Genomic DNA, 16,765 nt, shown 5'->3' with positions numbered 1-16,765 from the left:
GGAAGTTCAAGGCGACGAGCTATTTCCAAACGGAGCGTATGCTTTATAATACGTGAGTATTGGAAATAGCTCGTCAACGCAGAAATTCGCCGTGTCATTTTTATTGGACTTTTTGAACATCCTCTATAAATGTTTTTCCAACTGTGCAACGAATTGTTCCAACCCATTCTGGTCTGCAGCATCAAATCTGTCATGAACTGGACTATCAATATCTAAAACACCAATGACTTCATGATTGCGTGTAATCGGGATGACAATTTCAGAGTTTGAAGCTGCATCACAGGCAATATGACCAGGGAACTGATGGACATCAGCTATCCGCTGTGTTTTATTTTCGGAAAAAGCAGTTCCGCAAACGCCTTTTCCAAAAGGGATACGGATACAAGCCGGGAGCCCTTGGAAAGGTCCAAGCACCAATTCGTTATTGTCGGCTAAATAGAATCCAACCCAGTTTACTTCATCTAAAAAATGATTGAGAAGAGAGGATGCATTAGCTAATAGTGCGGTTTGGTTTGTTTCACCGGTGGATAAAGCATCCAGCTGTTTGCTGAGAAATGCATAGTCTTTTGCTTTTTCTCCGGAATAATCAATTTGTTGAAACATATTGTATTGCCTCCTGAAAGTAAAATAGTAAATGTTTGTAAAAAAGATGTTCAATGAGAACATGACAAATAACGACATTTGGATATTTTTTGTCGAGAATCGATTAAAGGATTTTTCCCCTTCTTTGTCGTATGAATAAGAGTAAGGAGTTGAATGAAGAATGAAAAATAACGTAACAAAACAAAAAGTAGTTAACGCTGCTTCCTCCCTATTCTTTCAAAAAGGATTTCACGGTACTTCTGTACGTGATATTGCCGACCGGGCCTCTGTGAATGTCTCCCTTATCAGTTATTATTTTAAAGGTAAACAAGGCCTGTTGGAATATGCTGTCACAAATTATTATGAAGCATATTTGGAGAAAATAGAAGCGTCACTTGAAAAAACAAGCGATGAATCTGCAATGTATCGATTAAATGAATTAATTTTTACTATTATACATTATAAGCAAATGCATCATCAATTGACATGTTTTATTCAACGCGAGTTATCTCTTGATTCTGTTTTCGTTAGAGAAATGACAGTTACATATTTAGCTAAAGAAAATTATTATTTAAAAGAATTATTTCAAGAAACCATTGGAAAAAGTGTCGGTCATGAAGAAAAAATGTATCTATTTATGCAGTTGAAGGGGATGCTGATAACGCCTTATATTTTACATTCGGATTGGAAAGGCCAGATAGTAGGGGAATTTGCACATGAACAATTTGTGAAAAAATATACCAAAAGTATACAGAAATGGATTCAATTTAATGCTACTATGAGACAGTAATGATTTAAAATAGATGTTTTTTTGCGTATAATGAAGAAAAATTGTAGAATGAGCAAGAAAAATGTAATTTTTTTAGCCAAAAGAGCGTAATACATGGTATTATAAAGGATATATAATTGTGATTTTTATTGTTATTGATATATTGATGATAGATGTTTATTGGTTGGGAGGCAAACTATGGCTGTCGTTGTAGGGATTATTTTAGCGGTTATTGTATGTTTGACCGTTGCTTTAATTATTAGAAAGCGTGTTTACGATCAGGTAGATTATTTAGAAAACTGGAAATTGGATATTACAGACAGGGATGTCGCTAAGCAGATTGCGCAGATAAAAGCATTAAATCTTTCTGGTGAGACATTGGAGAAATTTGAAACGTGGAAAGAAGAATGGGAGAAAATCATAACAAACTCTTTGCCTGACGTGGAAAAGTATTTAATGCGTGCGGAAGAAGCAGCGGATCGTTTTCTCGTGCCGAAAGCAAAGAAAATTTTAAAAGAAGCAGAGAATCATCTGGAGAAGAACGAAGAAGAGATCAAAGAAATCATGGAAGAGCTGGAGGAATTACTCCGTGCAGAGGAAGCCGGACGTGGCGGCGCGGAGGAATTAAAACCGAGGATGAAAGGTTTAAGAAGCATGCTTTCCCAATCCAGATACCAATACGGCAAGGCGGAGAAAGAATTCGATAAAGACATTGACGCATTGGAATTGATGTTAGATCAGTACTATGCTTTTGTGAATGATGGTGATTATTTAAAAGCAAATGAAAACATTCAGGAGCTGAAGGATAGTACAAAGAAAGTGGAAGACAAATTAGAAATATTTCCCGACCTGTTTAAAAAAGTAAAACAAGAATTGCCATCTCAATTATCAAATCTTTCCGCTGGTATGAAAGAAATGCGGGAAGATGGTTACCGTATTAAACATTTAGGTTTTGAAAGAGAACTGGTTACATATCAGGAACAGTTAAAAGACTTGGAAACTCAGCTTGAAACAGCAGACATAACCGATGTGGAAGAGCAGCTGCAACAGATTGAAGCGCGTATTTTAGAAATGTATGAAGCGCTGGAAGAGGAAGCAGTGGCTAAAAATTATGTAGAGCAAAAAAGCCAGGAGTATGAGGATTCTGTCAAACAAATCAGTGCTACATTTGAAGCGGCAAGGGAAGAAGTAGAAGAAATCCAAAAAGCTTATTATGTAGAAGATGATGATATGGAACGTTTTCAAACCATGGGGAAAGCGATCAAAGACTTGAAACACCATGCAGAAACATTAGCAAATAGTATGGAAGACGATAAACAATCCCATTTAGAATTGAAAAAAGAAATGGAAGCAGGTTTTAAAAGGATTAAAGAGCTGGAAGAAGACCATGAAGCCTTTCAAAAATCGATTGCAAACTTACGAAAAGACGAGCTGGAAGCACGAGATAAACTGGATGAAATGCGTGATCTGCTTACAGAATTGCATCGGAAACTAAAAAAGAGTAATATACCGGGAGTGCCGAGTTACATTTGGACTCGATTTGAGACAGCAGTACAAAAAAATAGTCAAGTAATCGAAGTGTTAGAAACATATCCATTAGAAATGAGTAATGTTCAATTTGCATTAAATGAAGCAAAACAGGCAATTGATCAGGCTTATGAACAAGTAGATATGATGTTGGATCAGGCCTTTTTGACAGAGCAGGTCATTCAATATGCCAACCGCTACCGGAGTAAAAGTCCTGATCTGAATCAGAAATTGAAAGAAGCAGAGCGATTATTTCGTAACTATGAATATGAGCTTTCATTAGAACATGCTGCAAATGCAGTAGAAGAAGTGGAACCTGGCTCGTTGAAGAAAATCGAATCGTATCAGGAGAAAAGAAGCAAAGAAACGTAAAATAAAAGCCGGAAGCACGTTATGTCTCTAAGTAGAAGTTTTGGCGGGGCGCGTAAACGTAGTCCCGAGGGCTTCTGGTTATGACAATATAAGAAATAAAAGAAAAAGGCTGCCGCTAAGCATGATATATTCATTACTTAGGCCAGCCTTACATTTTTGTTTACACGTTATTACGCGAGCTTATTGAAAAGCTCGCGGAGTGAAGTTTTATTTTAAAAAGAATCAATTAACAGTTTGATTTGTCAAGTTTTCTTTAGAAAGAAGAAGGTGAAATCATGATATATTTGGACAACAGCGCGACCACAAAACCGCATCCAGATGTGATTGACAGTTTTACAAAAGTATCAACGCATTATTTTGCTAACCCTTCATCCATCCATCCTTTAGGTGGACAAGCAGAAAAATTATTGGAAACAGCCAGACAGCAGGCAGCTGATTTAATCGGTATTTCCAAAGAAGCGGTCGTCTTTACTTCAGGAGGGACGGAAGGAAATAATACAGCCATTAAAGGTGTGGCTTTTGAGCACCAATCACGCGGGAAGCATGTTATTACAACCGAAGCAGAGCATCCGTCGATTCATGATACATGCCAAAGCTTAGAAAGACTGGGCTTTGAAATCACTTATTTACCTGTAGAAGCAGATGGTACGGTTACAGCAGCAGATGTGGAAAAAGCGATTCGGAAGGATACTATTCTGGTAACAATGATGCAAGTAAATAATGAAATTGGCTCTATTCAACCAGTTGAAGAAATTGGAGATGTTTTGAAAAAGCATCCGAAAGTATTATTTCATGTGGACGCTGTACAAGGATTGGGAAAAGTTCCGTTAAAACTCGCAGATTCAGGAATTGACCTGTGTACGTTTTCTGGTCATAAGATTCATGGGTTGAAAGGAACAGGTCTCCTATACGTCAATCATACAGCGAAATTATATCCGCTTCTTCACGGCGGCAGCCAGGAATCAGGTATCCGTTCTGGAACGGAGAATGTAGCTGGAGCTGTTTCCTTTGTGAAAGCATTGCGTTTAATCAAAGAAAAGCAGCAAAACCCTATTTTAAAAAGACTTCATGATAAATTGATGCATGCACTTTCTCAAATGGAAGACATTGAAATCAATAGTCCATCACAAGGTGCCAGTCATATTGTTCACTTTTCTGTTCCGGGCGTGAAGCCAGAAGTTATTATTCACAGTTTAAGTCAAAAGGATATATATATTTCTACAAAGTCCGCTTGTTCCTCTCGTGATCAGTCAGAGAGTCATGTGCTGGTTGCTTGCGGAAAAACAAATGATGTTGCTTCTTCCGGTTTGCGGGTCAGCTTTTCTTATGAAAATACAGAAGCAGAAGTGGAATTTTTTGTGAAAGAATTGCAACAAGCAATTCAACAATTTAAACAAGTATTGAGGTAGATAATATGCAATATGATCATATATTAATTCGTTATGGAGAATTAGCTCTAAAAGGAAAAAATGCAAAACAATTTATATTGACACTTCACGATAACATCCATCAAAAAGTAAAAGAATTTGAGGGAGTGAAGGTGGTAAGAACGCAGGGGAGGATGTTTGTCTTACTGAATGGCAATGCACCTGAACCAATCATCGAGAAACTGCGAAATGTGTTTGGCATTCACAGTTTAAGCCTGGCAATCCGTGTTGAAAATGATGTAGAAGAAATAAAAGAAGCTGCTCTTTTTGCATTGCAGCAAGAACCGGATACCAAAACATTTAAAATGAGTGTCCGCCGTACCAAAAAAGATTTTTATAAACGTTCCGGAGAAATGAATCATATTTTGGGCAGTCATTTATTAACAAATACAGAAGGCATTACGGTGGATGTACATGATCCTGATTTGGAGATAAAAGTAGAGATCAGGAAAGAAGCGACTTATATTACCAGCGGATCGATTAGATGCCGCGGCGGACTGCCAGTGGGAACATCCGGGAAATCGCTGCTCTTGCTTTCAGGCGGTATCGACAGTCCAGTAGCTGGCTTTTTAGCGATGAAAAGAGGGGTTCATTTAGAGGCGATTCATTTTCATTCTCCGCCGTTTACGAGTGAACGCGCCAAGCAGAAGGTGCTGGATTTAGCAAAGCAGTTGACGAAATATGGAAAATCTATCAACGTGCATATTGTGCCATTTACCAAACTGCAGCAGGAGATTTTTAGGGAAATGCCGAATGATTACGCGATGACCATTATGCGTCGTGTTATGTTCCGTGTCAGTGAACAGCTTTGTCAAAGAGAAGGTATCCTGTCATTAGCTACAGGAGAAAACCTGGGGCAAGTTGCAAGCCAAACAATGCAAAGTATGCATACCATCAATGAAGTAACGAATTACCCGATTATTCGTCCGTTAGTTGCGATGGATAAGGATGAGGTGATTCAGATTGCACAGGATATCGGCACATATGAGACATCGATTTTGCCATATGAAGATTGCTGTACAATCTTTGTACCGAAGTCTCCGAAGACAAAACCGAAGCGGGATAAAGTGAATTTTTATGAATCCAAGCATGATTTTACGCCTTCTATCCAAGAGGCAATTGAAGGAATCGAAACGATTAAAGTAACTGAGAAAACACTATTTAATGAAGATTTTTTAGATCTTTTATAGGAACAGAAAACAGAAAAAATTACCATTAACATTATGGTATGTTTTCACCTCTCTCGGCACATTCTATAAGTACCAAGGAGGTGAACAACATGGCAAACAATAACTCAAATCAATTAGTTGTTCCAGGAGTGCAACAAGCACTTGATCAAATGAAATATGAAATTGCTCAGGAATTTGGTGTTCAACTTGGTCCTGACTCGACATCCCGTTCTAACGGATCTGTAGGTGGAGAAATTACGAAAAGATTGGTAACAATGGCTGAGCAACAATTTGGCGGAACAAAATAATAAAAATAATTGGCTGGCTGCCTCTGCTGATGCGGAGGCAGCTTTTAATTGTGTTGAAACATTCTTTATAAGAAAGTACGTTGCACGCGGTTCCAGAAGGTGTTGTTTGTCATTTTTACGGTTTTTATTACGGTATCATCCATTTCAATATCCACCTTGTGAATCCGCTGAACAGGCCACGCTTCATTATCCAAACTAATAATAGGATAATCATTTCCATCTTGAATGACTTTCAATTGCAGTTTTCTGTGTTGACTAAGAATAAAAGAAGAACCGAGGGTCCGATAACTATTATTATTTAGAGAAGCAACTTCAGAAACCTGGAATCCGGAAAGCAATGGATCAATGACTGCGCCGCGTGCGGATTTGGAATAACCGGTGCTTCCTGTTGGAGTGGATACAACCATGCCATCACCACGGAATGTTTCAAAATGATCCTCATCTATTCTGACATCGATAACGATTGTCTTAATAATACTGGAGCGTAAAGATACCTCATTCAAACAATAGAAAGTCTTCTCGCCATTGATACTCCCTTTTATAGTTGGAAACCGACGAACTTCAATTTTATTATTTTTCACTGCATCAATCATTTCTTCAAATCTGGTTATACTAAAGTCACAGTATAATCCAATTTGGTCATCGGCAGTAATACCGGTATAGATACAGTCTTGACGAAAACCTGTTTTGCGGACTGCCTGAAGAAAGGTGCCATCTCCGCCTAGACTGACAATAATCGATGCATTTTCAGAGTCGTGAACAACATGCAGCCCATTTTGTTCGGCAAGTGATTTTAAATAATCTGTTTTTTTCCCTTCTTGTCGGGGATGATAATAAAAGAAAATATTATTCCGATTTTGCATAGGATAACCTCCAATAAATAGGATGACGATATCAGTTTCTGTTAAGCTCTGTTTCTTGATGGCAGCTAGCTGGAATATTCCGGTTGTTTTTCTTAGAGATGGTAGCTTTTAGAAATAAAATCTTATTTTCTTTTGGTGAAGAGCCTTTCTTTTATCTTAACATTTTTTAAGCAGTATATCTCTAAAGATATTTGAACAGATAGTGAAAGACTGCAGAGGAGAGCTGATTAATGAATAGTGTATACCTTATTTTGATTCTTATTGCAGGGATTATATTCATCTTTGCCTTTTTACTGCAAAGTAAATGGGCAATTCAAATGCATTATCAATTTCCAGACAAGCAAGAGCTGCAGATTTCCGTCTTTTTTTATAAATGGTGTGTCATAAAGAAAAAGCATTTGCATTTGCCGGAAGCTGACCAGATAGAAATGGGAAAGGGATATATGGATTATTATAAACTTCTGCGCAAGGGCAAACTCCATTTGTTAAAGGAATTACGGCTTCCAGCTCTATTAAAAGAATTTAAAGTGCTCGAGTTCAAATGGCTGACCCGCGGGGGGACAGGGAACGCTTTTACCACATCTGTTTTCAGTGGAACAATCTGGGCCCTGAAAGGCTGGTTAATTGGTTATCTCGGACAACATTTGGAGTTCAGCAAAAATCCACAAATCCAAGTGCAGCCTGATTTTAAAAACAGCAGTTTAGAGACCCGTTTTTCATGTATGATTTCCTTCCGCTTAGGAAAAACTATTCTCGGAATCATACGTGCTTTAAAAATGAAGGAGGTTAGAAAATGACAGAACATCCGATAGAAGGCTTAATGTCCAGCGCAATGAAGAGTATACAAAAAATGGTGGAAGTAAATACAATTATTGGTGACCCTTTAAAAGCCCCCGATGGAACAGTTATTATTCCGGTATCAAAAGTAGGCTTTGGATTTGCAGCTGGTGGAAGTGAATTTATGCCGGCTGAATTGCAGTCAAACGAAGTAGAAGAACATGAAATTCCATTTGGAGGAGGTAGTGGCGGTGGTGTGTCTATCACGCCCGTTGCTTTTCTGGTGCTGAAAGAAGGGAATATGGAGCTGGTGCATATGGACCAGCACGCACATCTATATGAAAAAATCATTGATTTAATTCCGGAATTGCTGCAGCGTCCGGGTAAGTCAGAAAAAGAAAAGCATGATGAAAGTAAGATAGAACAAAAACCGCTAACGCATAAAAAAGAGGAAAAAGAGCAGGAAAAAGCGCCTGAAAATGAAGCGAAGGAAGAAAAAGAGAAAGAGACAGATCAGAAGAAAGACAAAGAGAAAGAAGACCTGGAGTCTATTCTTACCCGTTTTGAAATTTAGTCAGGTTGTATAGTAGCTATAATTGGACAGTTCATCGCCCAATCCCCATAATAGAAATGGAATCAGAATTGTAAAGAAGGGGAGGAGAAATATCATGACAAGACAAGCTACATTTAAACAAGAACCTGTTACACTATTAGGAGATGAACAAAAAGTAGGAAATAACGCTCCTGACTTTACCGTACTTGCAAATGATTTATCGGAGAAGTCGCTGGCTGATTATGATGGAAAGGTGAAATTAATCAGTGTGGTGCCTTCCTTAGATACTGGCGTATGTTCTGAACAGACCCGCCGTTTTAATGAAGAAGCAGCTAGTCTGGACAATGTGTCTGTACTTACCATTAGTATGGATTTACCATTTGCTCAAAAACGCTGGTGCGGGGCAAATGGAATAGAAAACGTTGAAACGTTATCTGATCATCGTTCTGCAGATTTTGGGGAAAAATACGGTGTGCTTATTAAAGAGCTTCGATTATTAGCCCGTTCTGTTTTTGTTGTGGACGAAAATAATCAAATTACTTATGTGCAATATGTTCCCGAAGTCTCAGATCATCCCGATTATGATGCAGTACTGGAACATCTGAAATCAAAATAAAGAAGATAACAAAAGCATGGCCCTTGCGCAGGAGCCATGCTTTTTTCAGTTTATTTTTCCGTTTTAAATAATGGAATGAATTCTTGAGACGCAACATCCAGTAAGCCTATATCTGTTATTCGTACTTCAGGGATGACTGACAAGGTTAAAGAGGATAAGGCCATAGAAGGTGAACGTCTGCCAACCTTTACACCCATCGAGCTTGCTACTTGATTAAAAGCATCAATTTTTGGTGCAAGTTCTTCTACAGGTTCTGCTGCCATTAATCCGGCTATCGGCAGGTTTACTTGTGCTTTAACTTCTTGGTTAGATACAAGGCAAAGTCCACCGCCGGAAGCTTCTAATTGCTTTGCTGCTAAAAGCATATCTTTTGTGTTTTTTCCTGCAATGACCAAGTTGTGGCTATCGTGGGCAACGGTTGTCGCGTAGGCCCCTTCTTTTAATCCGGCGTTTTTCAATATGCCTACAAATGGTTTTCTGCCCTGCCCATGTCTTCCTGTTACGGAAACATACAAATAATCATCCGGCAGGGAAGAAATAACACCATTAACAGCTTCCAGTTCTGCTGTGCTTTTTTGTGTTGTTCCGATGGGAAGCATCTCCATTGTATTCACCGTTACTTTTCCGTTTTGTACAGGAGCAGTGATTTGAAAATCTGCTTCTGTTAATGCCGGAATGGACACGGTATTTTTGGATAATGGCGGCACTTCACTTGAAATTGTTTCTGTTACTTGCTTTTCTTTTACCATCTGTTTTCCCTCTACAAACACATCATTGATATCCATATCGTCAATGGAATTGACAAGGGAGAAGCTGGCGATATATCCAGGAGCAATCGCACCCTGATCTCTTAATCCAAAACGGGCAGCTCCGTTTAAACTCGCATAACGAACAGCGAGTGGTGCAGGAATTCCTTCTTCGATACAGCGGCGCACGACACGGCTCATTTGTCCGTTTTTCAGCATATCACTCGGTTCCACATCATCTGTACACATCGCAATATTCGAAGCGTAAGGAACTGTTTTCCATGCTTCCGCTGCAATATCAGCAAATTGGCTGACACTGGATTCGCGGATATAAACAAGCATACCAGCTCTTAATTTCTCAATAATTTCATCCGATTTACGGCTTTCGTGATCTGTGTTTACGCCGGCAGCCAGATAGGCATGTAATTCTTTTCCGTACACTCTCGGCAAGTGTCCTTCATTTAACATATTTTTTTTCAAGCCAGCTTCGACAATGCCAGCCATGCGGTCATCTTGATTAATGACTCCGACATAATCCATGACTTCCGCAATACCGACTGCTTCTGGCAAATCTAACAGTTCGTCAATATCTTCCGGCCCAAACGAAGCGCCGGCTGTTTCCACACCTGGTACAGCGGGTACACAGGATGGGATGGTAAGCAAGATTTGCACCGGCAGGTTTCTGCTGGCAGCTGCCATATATTCAACGCCTTCTTTGCCAAGTACATTGCCAATTTCATGAGGATCAATGACTGCCGTAGTAGTTCCATTACGCAAAACTTCACGGGCGAACATATCCGGCGTAACCATTGTGCTCTCAATATGCACATGACAGTCAATCAATCCTGGGATAGCGTATTTTCCTTTTGCATCTAGTTCTTTTTCTCCTTCGATAGGAAAAGAAGGTTTGTCATTTTCATAAGCGGCAATGGCGCTGAATCGATTTTCTTTGATACCGATGTCCGCTGTATATATTTCTGCGGTAAAGACATTCACTAATTGTGCATTCCGGATAACTAAATCCATTTTTATATCTCCACGTGCTGCAGCTACAATTTGGTTGCGACTATATTTCATTATTCTTTTCCTCCTTGTGAATTTCCTATTGTGTTTCTTTATTCCGCTAAGGTTATAAAATAAATAACCAATGGAATAATTAAAATAAACAGTCCGGGATGTACTTCTTTTATTTTTCCTGAGAAAGCTTTGACAACAACATACATAATAATACCAGCTGAGATACCATTTCCGAAATTAAAAGTAAATATGGTAATAACGATGGTTATAAATGCCGGGAGTGATTCGGTAATATCGGTGAAATCAATATTTTTTACAGAAGAAAGCATCGTTAATCCGACTAAAATCAATGCCGGTGCGGTTGCTTCTGTAGGAATAATCATAATAATCGGTGTAACAAATAAAGTTGCTAAAAATAGGATACCTGTAGAAACAGCAGTTAATCCGGTGCGTCCGCCTGCTTCTACACCAGCTGCAGATTCCACATAGGTTGTCATGACAGGGACGGAAAAGAAAGAACCTAAAGTAGTCCCGCCTGCATCTACCATAAAAGGTCTGTCTATATTAGGCAAGTTGCCGTTCTTGTCCAACATATTCCCTTTACCTGCCACACCCAGCATTGTCCCAAGGGTGGAGAAAAAGTCGGGAACAAAAAAGGCAAGCATAAATGGGAAATAAGCAACCTTTAATGCATCCATGATATCTAATTGAAATAATACCGGCCCAGGACTTTCCGGTAACGAAAAGATAGAGTCTGGCAATTGTGTGACGCCCATTGGAATACCAATAATGGTCACAAGTACAATACCGATTAATAAATGCCCTCGAACATTACGGGCAAGCAGGACACTCATAATAAGAAAACCGATAAGTGCCAAGATTGCGTTAGGGGAACTGACATCTCCCAATTGCAGAGAGTTCGCACTTTCATCTGCGACAACGAGTCCAGCATTACGGAAACCGATAAGGGCAATAAATAAACCGACACCTGCACCGATAGATAATTTGATGGCCGGCGGAATAAGACGAACAATCATTTGTCTTAAACCAAAAATGGTAAAAAGTACAAATAATATACCTGAGATAAAAACCATACCCATTGCTGTTTGCCAAGGTATTCCTTCTGCCAGAACCAGTGTAACAGATAAAAATGCAACAGATCCGAGTCCAGGAGCAAGCGCAAAAGGACGGTTGCTGAATAGACCCATAAGAATGGTGATGACTCCTGTCATTAGAATAACAGATACCGTAATAGGGCCTATAGGCATTCCTGCTTCTTCTAGCATACCAGGAACAATGATCAACACATAAAGCATGGTCATAAATACGGTTAATCCTGCTGTCAGCTCTGTTCGTGTATCTGTTTTATGCTCGGATAAATGAAAAAATTGATTGAGTTTATTTGTAAACTTCATGGATAGAACTTCCCTTCTGAATAGTAGTTGAATGAACATCTTAAAATGAAAAAAGTCCGGAAAATAAGATAAACTTACCTTTCCGGACTTTAACAGCTAAAGTTATGTATAACAGAAATGTATTGATGTAAATCAAAAGGAAATAGAAAATGTTATCATAGACTTTAACTTCGTAGTCCGGTTCTTTCATGGGAACCAGGTAGAAACGCTCAGACCATATTACTGAGAATATACGAGTTAAAAACACTTCAACTACTATAGCAGACAACGATTAAAAATTCAATATAAAAATGAACGTTGAAAGAGAAATGACGGATAATGTTCGTGTTTTCCGGATGACCCGTTAACTTAAAAACACAAGCCAGTGAACTTCCTTTTACATCTGGTATAAGTATTGTTAAAATAGTAAGTTGTTAGATTGGATTGGAGGACATGCCATGGAGCAATCAAATGTAGAGAAGTTATTTAAATGTATGGATGAAGTAACTGAAATAATACAAAATACAAAGAATGAAATCTATTTGGAAAGTTTGATTATAGCTTTAAATATCATGATAGATGATAGCGCGCAGGAAGCGTTGGACGATGTAACGAAACAGAAGATAACCAAACCGGTTCAAACGTTCAATGAAGAAGAATATGATGCAGAAACGTATCGAAAAGCACTCAGCCTTGCTGTTTTAAAAGGAACGAAGGGTGCGGCACAACAGCAGCATTTAATGACACCTGATACCGTTGGTTTCTTAATCAGTTATTTAGCAAATAAATTGATTGATAAAAAAGGGCAGGTCAGTATTTTTGACCCGGCCGGAGGAACAGCCAATTTACTAACCATTGTGCTGAATCAATTGGAAAATCCTTTCAAAGCATATGCTTCGGAGGTCGATTCGACTTTAATTGAACTGGCTGTATTAAATGCCAATTTACAGAAAAGAGAAATCAGTTTTTATCAACAGGACAGTTTACGGCCTTTTTTGATTGAGCCTGTAGATATGGTTGTTACCGACTTGCCAGTAGGGTATTATCCGGATGATGTGACAGCAGAAGAATATCAACTGAAGGCGGAGGAAGGACATTCGTATTCGCATCATTTGTTTATTGAGCAGAGCTTGAAATATTTAAAAGATGGCGGATACTTTCTGGCTGTTATCCCCGAATTTTTATTTGATAGTGACCAGTCGGACAAGCTGCATGTCTTTTTACAGGAAACCGCACATATTGTCGGTGTTATCCGCTTGCCGGAAACTTCTTTTAAGTCAAAAAACCAAGCGAAAAGTATATTAATCCTTCAGAAAAAAGGAGAGGGTACAAAGGAACCGAAGCAACCACTGCTTGTTCAATTACCTTCGTTTAAGAATGCCCAGGCGATGGCAGATATTATTAAACAAATCAACCAATGGTTTACATCTTATCCAAACAGGATGAATTGAGAATATAGGAGTGGAATAACAATGAGTAATATATTAGCAATTAATGCCGGCAGTTCATCTTTAAAATTCCAGTTAATTAAAATGCCGGAAGAAGAAGTAGCTGCAATCGGTATTGTAGAACGAATCGGTATGCCGGAATCTATTTTCAAAATAGAGGCAGAGGGAAAGGAGGACAAGACCGTTACAGACATCCCTGATCACAGTGTAGCAGTAAAAATGCTATTGGATGCTTTGATTTCACAAGATATTATTCAATCATTTGAAGAAATCGATGCGGTGGGGCATCGTGTTGTCCATGGAGGAGAATTCTTCTCTGATTCTGTCCTATTAAATGATGAAGTGATTCAAAAAATTGAAGAAGTGTCTGAACTGGCTCCGTTGCATAACCCGGCAAACTTAACCGGAATCAATGCTTTTAAAGAAATTTTACCAGATGTTCCGATGGTAGCGGTGTTCGATACAGCTTTCCATCAAACAATGCCGGAATCATCTTACCTGTACAGTTTGCCAAGAAACTATTATGAAGACTACGGCATTCGTAAATATGGTTTCCACGGGACTTCCCATAAGTATGTATCTGAGCGTGCAGCGGAGCTCATCGGCAGACCGCTGGAAAGTCTTCGTTTAATTTCTTGCCATATTGGTAACGGAGCTAGTGTGACGGCGATTAAAGATGGCGAATCCATTGATACTTCCATGGGCTTCACACCACTTGCCGGAGTAACCATGGGGACAAGATCCGGCAATATCGACCCGGCCTTGATTCCTTATATTATGGAACGTACTGGTAAAACAGTGGATGAAGTCCTGCATGTACTAAATAAAGAAAGCGGGATGCTGGCTTTATCTGGATTCTCCAGTGATTTGCGGGATATTGAAAGCCAGGCGGACACAAACCACCGTGCAGAATTAGCGCTGGATGTATTTGCAGGAAGAATTCATAAATATATTGGATCATATGCAGCGAAAATGAACGGTGTGGATGCTATTATTTTCACTGCTGGTATTGGAGAGAATAGCGTTAACATCCGTGAAAAAATTCTTAAGGGATTGGAATTCATGGGTATCTACTGGGATCCAAGACTGAATGACGTGCGCGGAAAAGAACAGTTCGTCAACTATCCGCATTCTCCGGTAAAAGTTATTGTAATCCCGACAAATGAGGAAGTAATGATTGCCCGGGATACGGTTCGTTTAAGTCAATAAACTTTTGCTATAATAACGTTTGTAGTTGGTTTTGATATATCATTCCTTACTGGAGACTAAAAAATAGAAGATATTCCTAAGTATTGATTAAAAAAACCTTTTCCCGTAAAAATTTTAGGGAAAAGGTTTTTTGATACATTTTTTAATAAAGGAAACCAGCGTTTTCTCGAGCGGTGCTTCCGTTTTAGCGGACAACAAGCACATCACAGCTTGCATATCTTGTAATGCTTTCAGAGACACTTCCAATCAGGAAACGCTCGACAGCATTCATTCCGGTTGCACCACAAATAATTAAATCAGCTTCAAAATTACCAGCTATTTCTTTAGCAATCTTTACTTTAGGAGATCCGTACTCAATGCAGCGGACAATATCTGTTATCCCGGCTGCTTCAGCTTGTTCCACATAATCATCTAGTAATTCTTTTGCATAGGTTTCTGCTCTTTCTGATAAAGAACGGTCGTATGCTTCAGCTGTGGAAAAAGTACGGGAATCCACCACATGTGCAAGAACGAGGCGGGCATTGTTTCTTTTAGCGATATCGAGTGAATGGCTGAATGCCTTTTCAGCAGCTTTAGATCCGTCTACTGCAACAACAATATTTGTATATTCCATGATTCATCTCCCCTTTCTATTATTATTATATACCTATTTTGAAAGCGTTACAAACAAATTCCTTGCAATTACATTAACATTCGGAAAATAGTCAAAAAATAAAATGAATAGCTGATTTTTATACGAAAAACCTTGACAACGATGTGAGTGGCATTCACGGAATGAAGAAAAGCCCTGGTTGTCGAACCAGGGCTTGGAAATGATGTTATTAGAAAGATGCATTAAGAAATCACTTGTAATGTTTTTGGATATTTTGTCAGTTCTAAAGGCATATAGTTTGTTGTGAACAGCATATCTTCAATTCTTACGCCGCCCACATTTGGTACATAAATGCCCGGTTCAATGGTAAAACACATTCCCGGCTCAATAGGAAGTGTATTTTCGCTGTGCATGGAAGGAAATTCATGTGTTTCGATTCCTAACCCATGTCCAAGCCTGTGTGTGAAATACTCTCCGTATCCTTGTTCGGTAATGTAATTTCTTGCGATTTTATCAAGTTCGCCGACAGCAGTCCCCGTTTTGCTTGCTTCAATTGCTTTCTCATTTGCTTGTAGTACTGTATTATATATATGTTTCTGTTCCTCATTAATATCTCCAAAAGCAACTGTCCGTGTAATGTCAGAGCAATATCCCTGATAAATCACACCTAAATCAAAAAGAACAAGACTGTTTTGCTCTAAGGCTGTTTTATCCGGATTTCCATGTGGAGAAGCTGTTTTCGCACCAAATAATGCCATTGTCTGGAATGACATTTCACGTATTCCTTGTTTTTTTAAAGTGTGCTCAATCGTAGCAACAACCTCTAATTCGGAGACACCTTCTTTTAATGCTTCCACGCCGGTTTTAATACCTAAATCAGCTAACTCTGCAGCAGTTCTTAAATACTCATGTTCTTTTTTGGATTTAATCAGCCGCAGATTTTGAATGGTATCTGTCGCATCAATATATGTTGCATTTGGGAAGATTTCTTGAAGCTGGTTGAAGCGGCGGATTGTTAAATGATCTTTTTCCACAGCCAACACAGACGGGTTTTTTTCCTGCTTTTTCAAGTAAGCCTGCAGTGTCTGCCAAGGGTCTTCGTGGTCATAATAACTCACGATTAGATGCTCCCAGCCGGCATTTCTGGCATCTTCTTCTTCCATTTTAGGCAGTAAGAAAATCGGATCGATGCCATCGATAAGTATAATCCCAATAACCCTTTCATGCGGATCTGTGTAATACCCGCTTAAATAATATACATTTGCTTTGGAGCTGATAAAACAACTGTCTGCTTGTTTGTTTTTAAGCTCAGCAAATAAATGATTCATTCTATCTGTCATTATTTTCTTGCCTCCTAATCTATTTGTATAACTAATCTGCCAACATGACGGATTTT

16 protein-coding genes and 1 riboswitch are annotated in these 16,765 nt (G+C 38.9%); of the genes, 10 read left to right on the top strand and 6 right to left on the bottom strand.

Annotated features, from left to right (window positions below; translation table 11 throughout):
• Positions 1-123 precede the first annotated feature (123 nt).
• Positions 124-603, bottom strand: a complete 480-nt coding sequence (locus B7E05_RS14925; RefSeq protein WP_080874951.1) for a GAF domain-containing protein — start codon at positions 601-603, stop codon at positions 124-126.
• Between the two features lie 160 nt (positions 604-763).
• Here B7E05_RS14925 and refZ point away from each other — a divergent pair, with 160 nt between their 5' ends.
• The 5 genes from refZ to B7E05_RS14900 all read left to right on the top strand — a co-directional run bounded on the left by refZ (position 764) and on the right by B7E05_RS14900 (position 6,154).
• Positions 764-1,372, top strand: a complete 609-nt coding sequence (refZ, locus tag B7E05_RS14920; RefSeq protein ID WP_080874950.1) for a forespore capture DNA-binding protein RefZ — start codon at positions 764-766, stop codon at positions 1,370-1,372.
• Between the two features lie 177 nt (positions 1,373-1,549).
• A complete protein-coding gene (ezrA, locus tag B7E05_RS14915; RefSeq protein ID WP_080874949.1) occupies positions 1,550-3,250 on the top strand; it encodes a septation ring formation regulator EzrA in 1,701 nt (566 codons plus the stop codon).
• Between the two features lie 275 nt (positions 3,251-3,525).
• A complete protein-coding gene (locus B7E05_RS14910) occupies positions 3,526-4,659 on the top strand; it encodes a cysteine desulfurase family protein (RefSeq protein WP_080874948.1) in 1,134 nt (377 codons plus the stop codon).
• Positions 4,660-4,664: 5 nt separating this feature from the next.
• A complete protein-coding gene (thiI, locus tag B7E05_RS14905) occupies positions 4,665-5,867 on the top strand; it encodes a tRNA uracil 4-sulfurtransferase ThiI (RefSeq protein ID WP_080874947.1) in 1,203 nt (400 codons plus the stop codon).
• Positions 5,868-5,956: 89 nt separating this feature from the next.
• The gene (locus B7E05_RS14900) at positions 5,957-6,154 is read left to right on the top strand and encodes an alpha/beta-type small acid-soluble spore protein (protein ID WP_080874946.1); all 198 of its coding nucleotides are present in this window, start codon (positions 5,957-5,959) and stop codon (positions 6,152-6,154) included.
• Positions 6,155-6,219: 65 nt separating this feature from the next.
• Here the strand turns inward: B7E05_RS14900 and B7E05_RS14895 are convergent, their stop codons facing one another.
• Positions 6,220-7,017, bottom strand: a complete 798-nt coding sequence (locus B7E05_RS14895; RefSeq protein WP_080874945.1) for an NAD kinase — start codon at positions 7,015-7,017, stop codon at positions 6,220-6,222.
• 230 nt (positions 7,018-7,247) lie between these two features.
• On the opposite strand from B7E05_RS14895, the gene B7E05_RS14890 reads away from it, so the two are divergent.
• The 3 genes from B7E05_RS14890 (at position 7,248) to tpx (ending at position 8,963) form a co-directional block, all read left to right on the top strand.
• The gene (locus tag B7E05_RS14890; RefSeq protein WP_080874944.1) at positions 7,248-7,814 is read left to right on the top strand and encodes a DUF2953 domain-containing protein; all 567 of its coding nucleotides are present in this window, start codon (positions 7,248-7,250) and stop codon (positions 7,812-7,814) included.
• Positions 7,811-8,368 carry a GerW family sporulation protein gene (gene ytfJ / locus B7E05_RS14885; RefSeq protein WP_080874943.1) on the top strand — a complete coding sequence of 186 codons (558 nt, stop codon included), beginning with the start codon at positions 7,811-7,813 and terminating at the stop codon, positions 8,366-8,368. The genes B7E05_RS14890 and ytfJ overlap by 4 nt, the downstream gene beginning before the upstream one ends.
• 94 nt (positions 8,369-8,462) lie before the next feature.
• Entirely contained in the window at positions 8,463-8,963 is a 501-nt protein-coding gene (gene tpx, locus B7E05_RS14880; protein ID WP_080874942.1) for a thiol peroxidase, read from the top strand.
• A gap of 50 nt (positions 8,964-9,013) precedes the next feature.
• Here tpx and ade read toward each other — a convergent pair whose 3' ends face one another.
• Both ade and B7E05_RS14870 read right to left on the bottom strand, forming a co-directional pair.
• Entirely contained in the window at positions 9,014-10,786 is a 1,773-nt protein-coding gene (gene ade / locus B7E05_RS14875) for an adenine deaminase (protein WP_080874941.1), read from the bottom strand.
• Positions 10,787-10,824: 38 nt separating this feature from the next.
• Positions 10,825-12,141 (bottom strand): NCS2 family permease, encoded by a 1,317-nt coding sequence (locus tag B7E05_RS14870; RefSeq protein WP_080874940.1) that lies wholly within the window; start codon positions 12,139-12,141, stop codon positions 10,825-10,827.
• Between the two features lie 152 nt (positions 12,142-12,293).
• Positions 12,294-12,397, bottom strand: a riboswitch (purine riboswitch).
• 181 nt (positions 12,398-12,578) lie between these two features.
• On the opposite strand from B7E05_RS14870, the gene B7E05_RS14865 reads away from it, so the two are divergent.
• On the top strand, positions 12,579-13,571 hold the full coding sequence (locus B7E05_RS14865; RefSeq protein WP_080874939.1) for a class I SAM-dependent methyltransferase: 993 nt from the start codon (positions 12,579-12,581) through the stop codon (positions 13,569-13,571).
• A gap of 21 nt (positions 13,572-13,592) precedes the next feature.
• Positions 13,593-14,777, top strand: a complete 1,185-nt coding sequence (locus tag B7E05_RS14860) for an acetate kinase (RefSeq protein ID WP_080874938.1) — start codon at positions 13,593-13,595, stop codon at positions 14,775-14,777.
• 184 nt (positions 14,778-14,961) lie between these two features.
• Here B7E05_RS14860 and B7E05_RS14855 read toward each other — a convergent pair whose 3' ends face one another.
• A complete protein-coding gene (locus B7E05_RS14855) occupies positions 14,962-15,390 on the bottom strand; it encodes a universal stress protein (RefSeq protein WP_080874937.1) in 429 nt (142 codons plus the stop codon).
• A 221-nt stretch (positions 15,391-15,611) separates the two neighbouring features.
• A complete protein-coding gene (locus B7E05_RS14850; RefSeq protein WP_080874936.1) occupies positions 15,612-16,709 on the bottom strand; it encodes an aminopeptidase P family protein in 1,098 nt (365 codons plus the stop codon).
• Between the last annotated feature and the right edge of the window lie 56 nt (positions 16,710-16,765).

Source organism: Oceanobacillus timonensis (assembly GCF_900166635.1).
GTDB lineage: Bacteria > Bacillota > Bacilli > Bacillales > Amphibacillaceae > Oceanobacillus > Oceanobacillus timonensis.
Note: the sequence above shows the minus strand (reverse complement) of the source record. Positions and strands in the feature narration are given on the sequence as shown.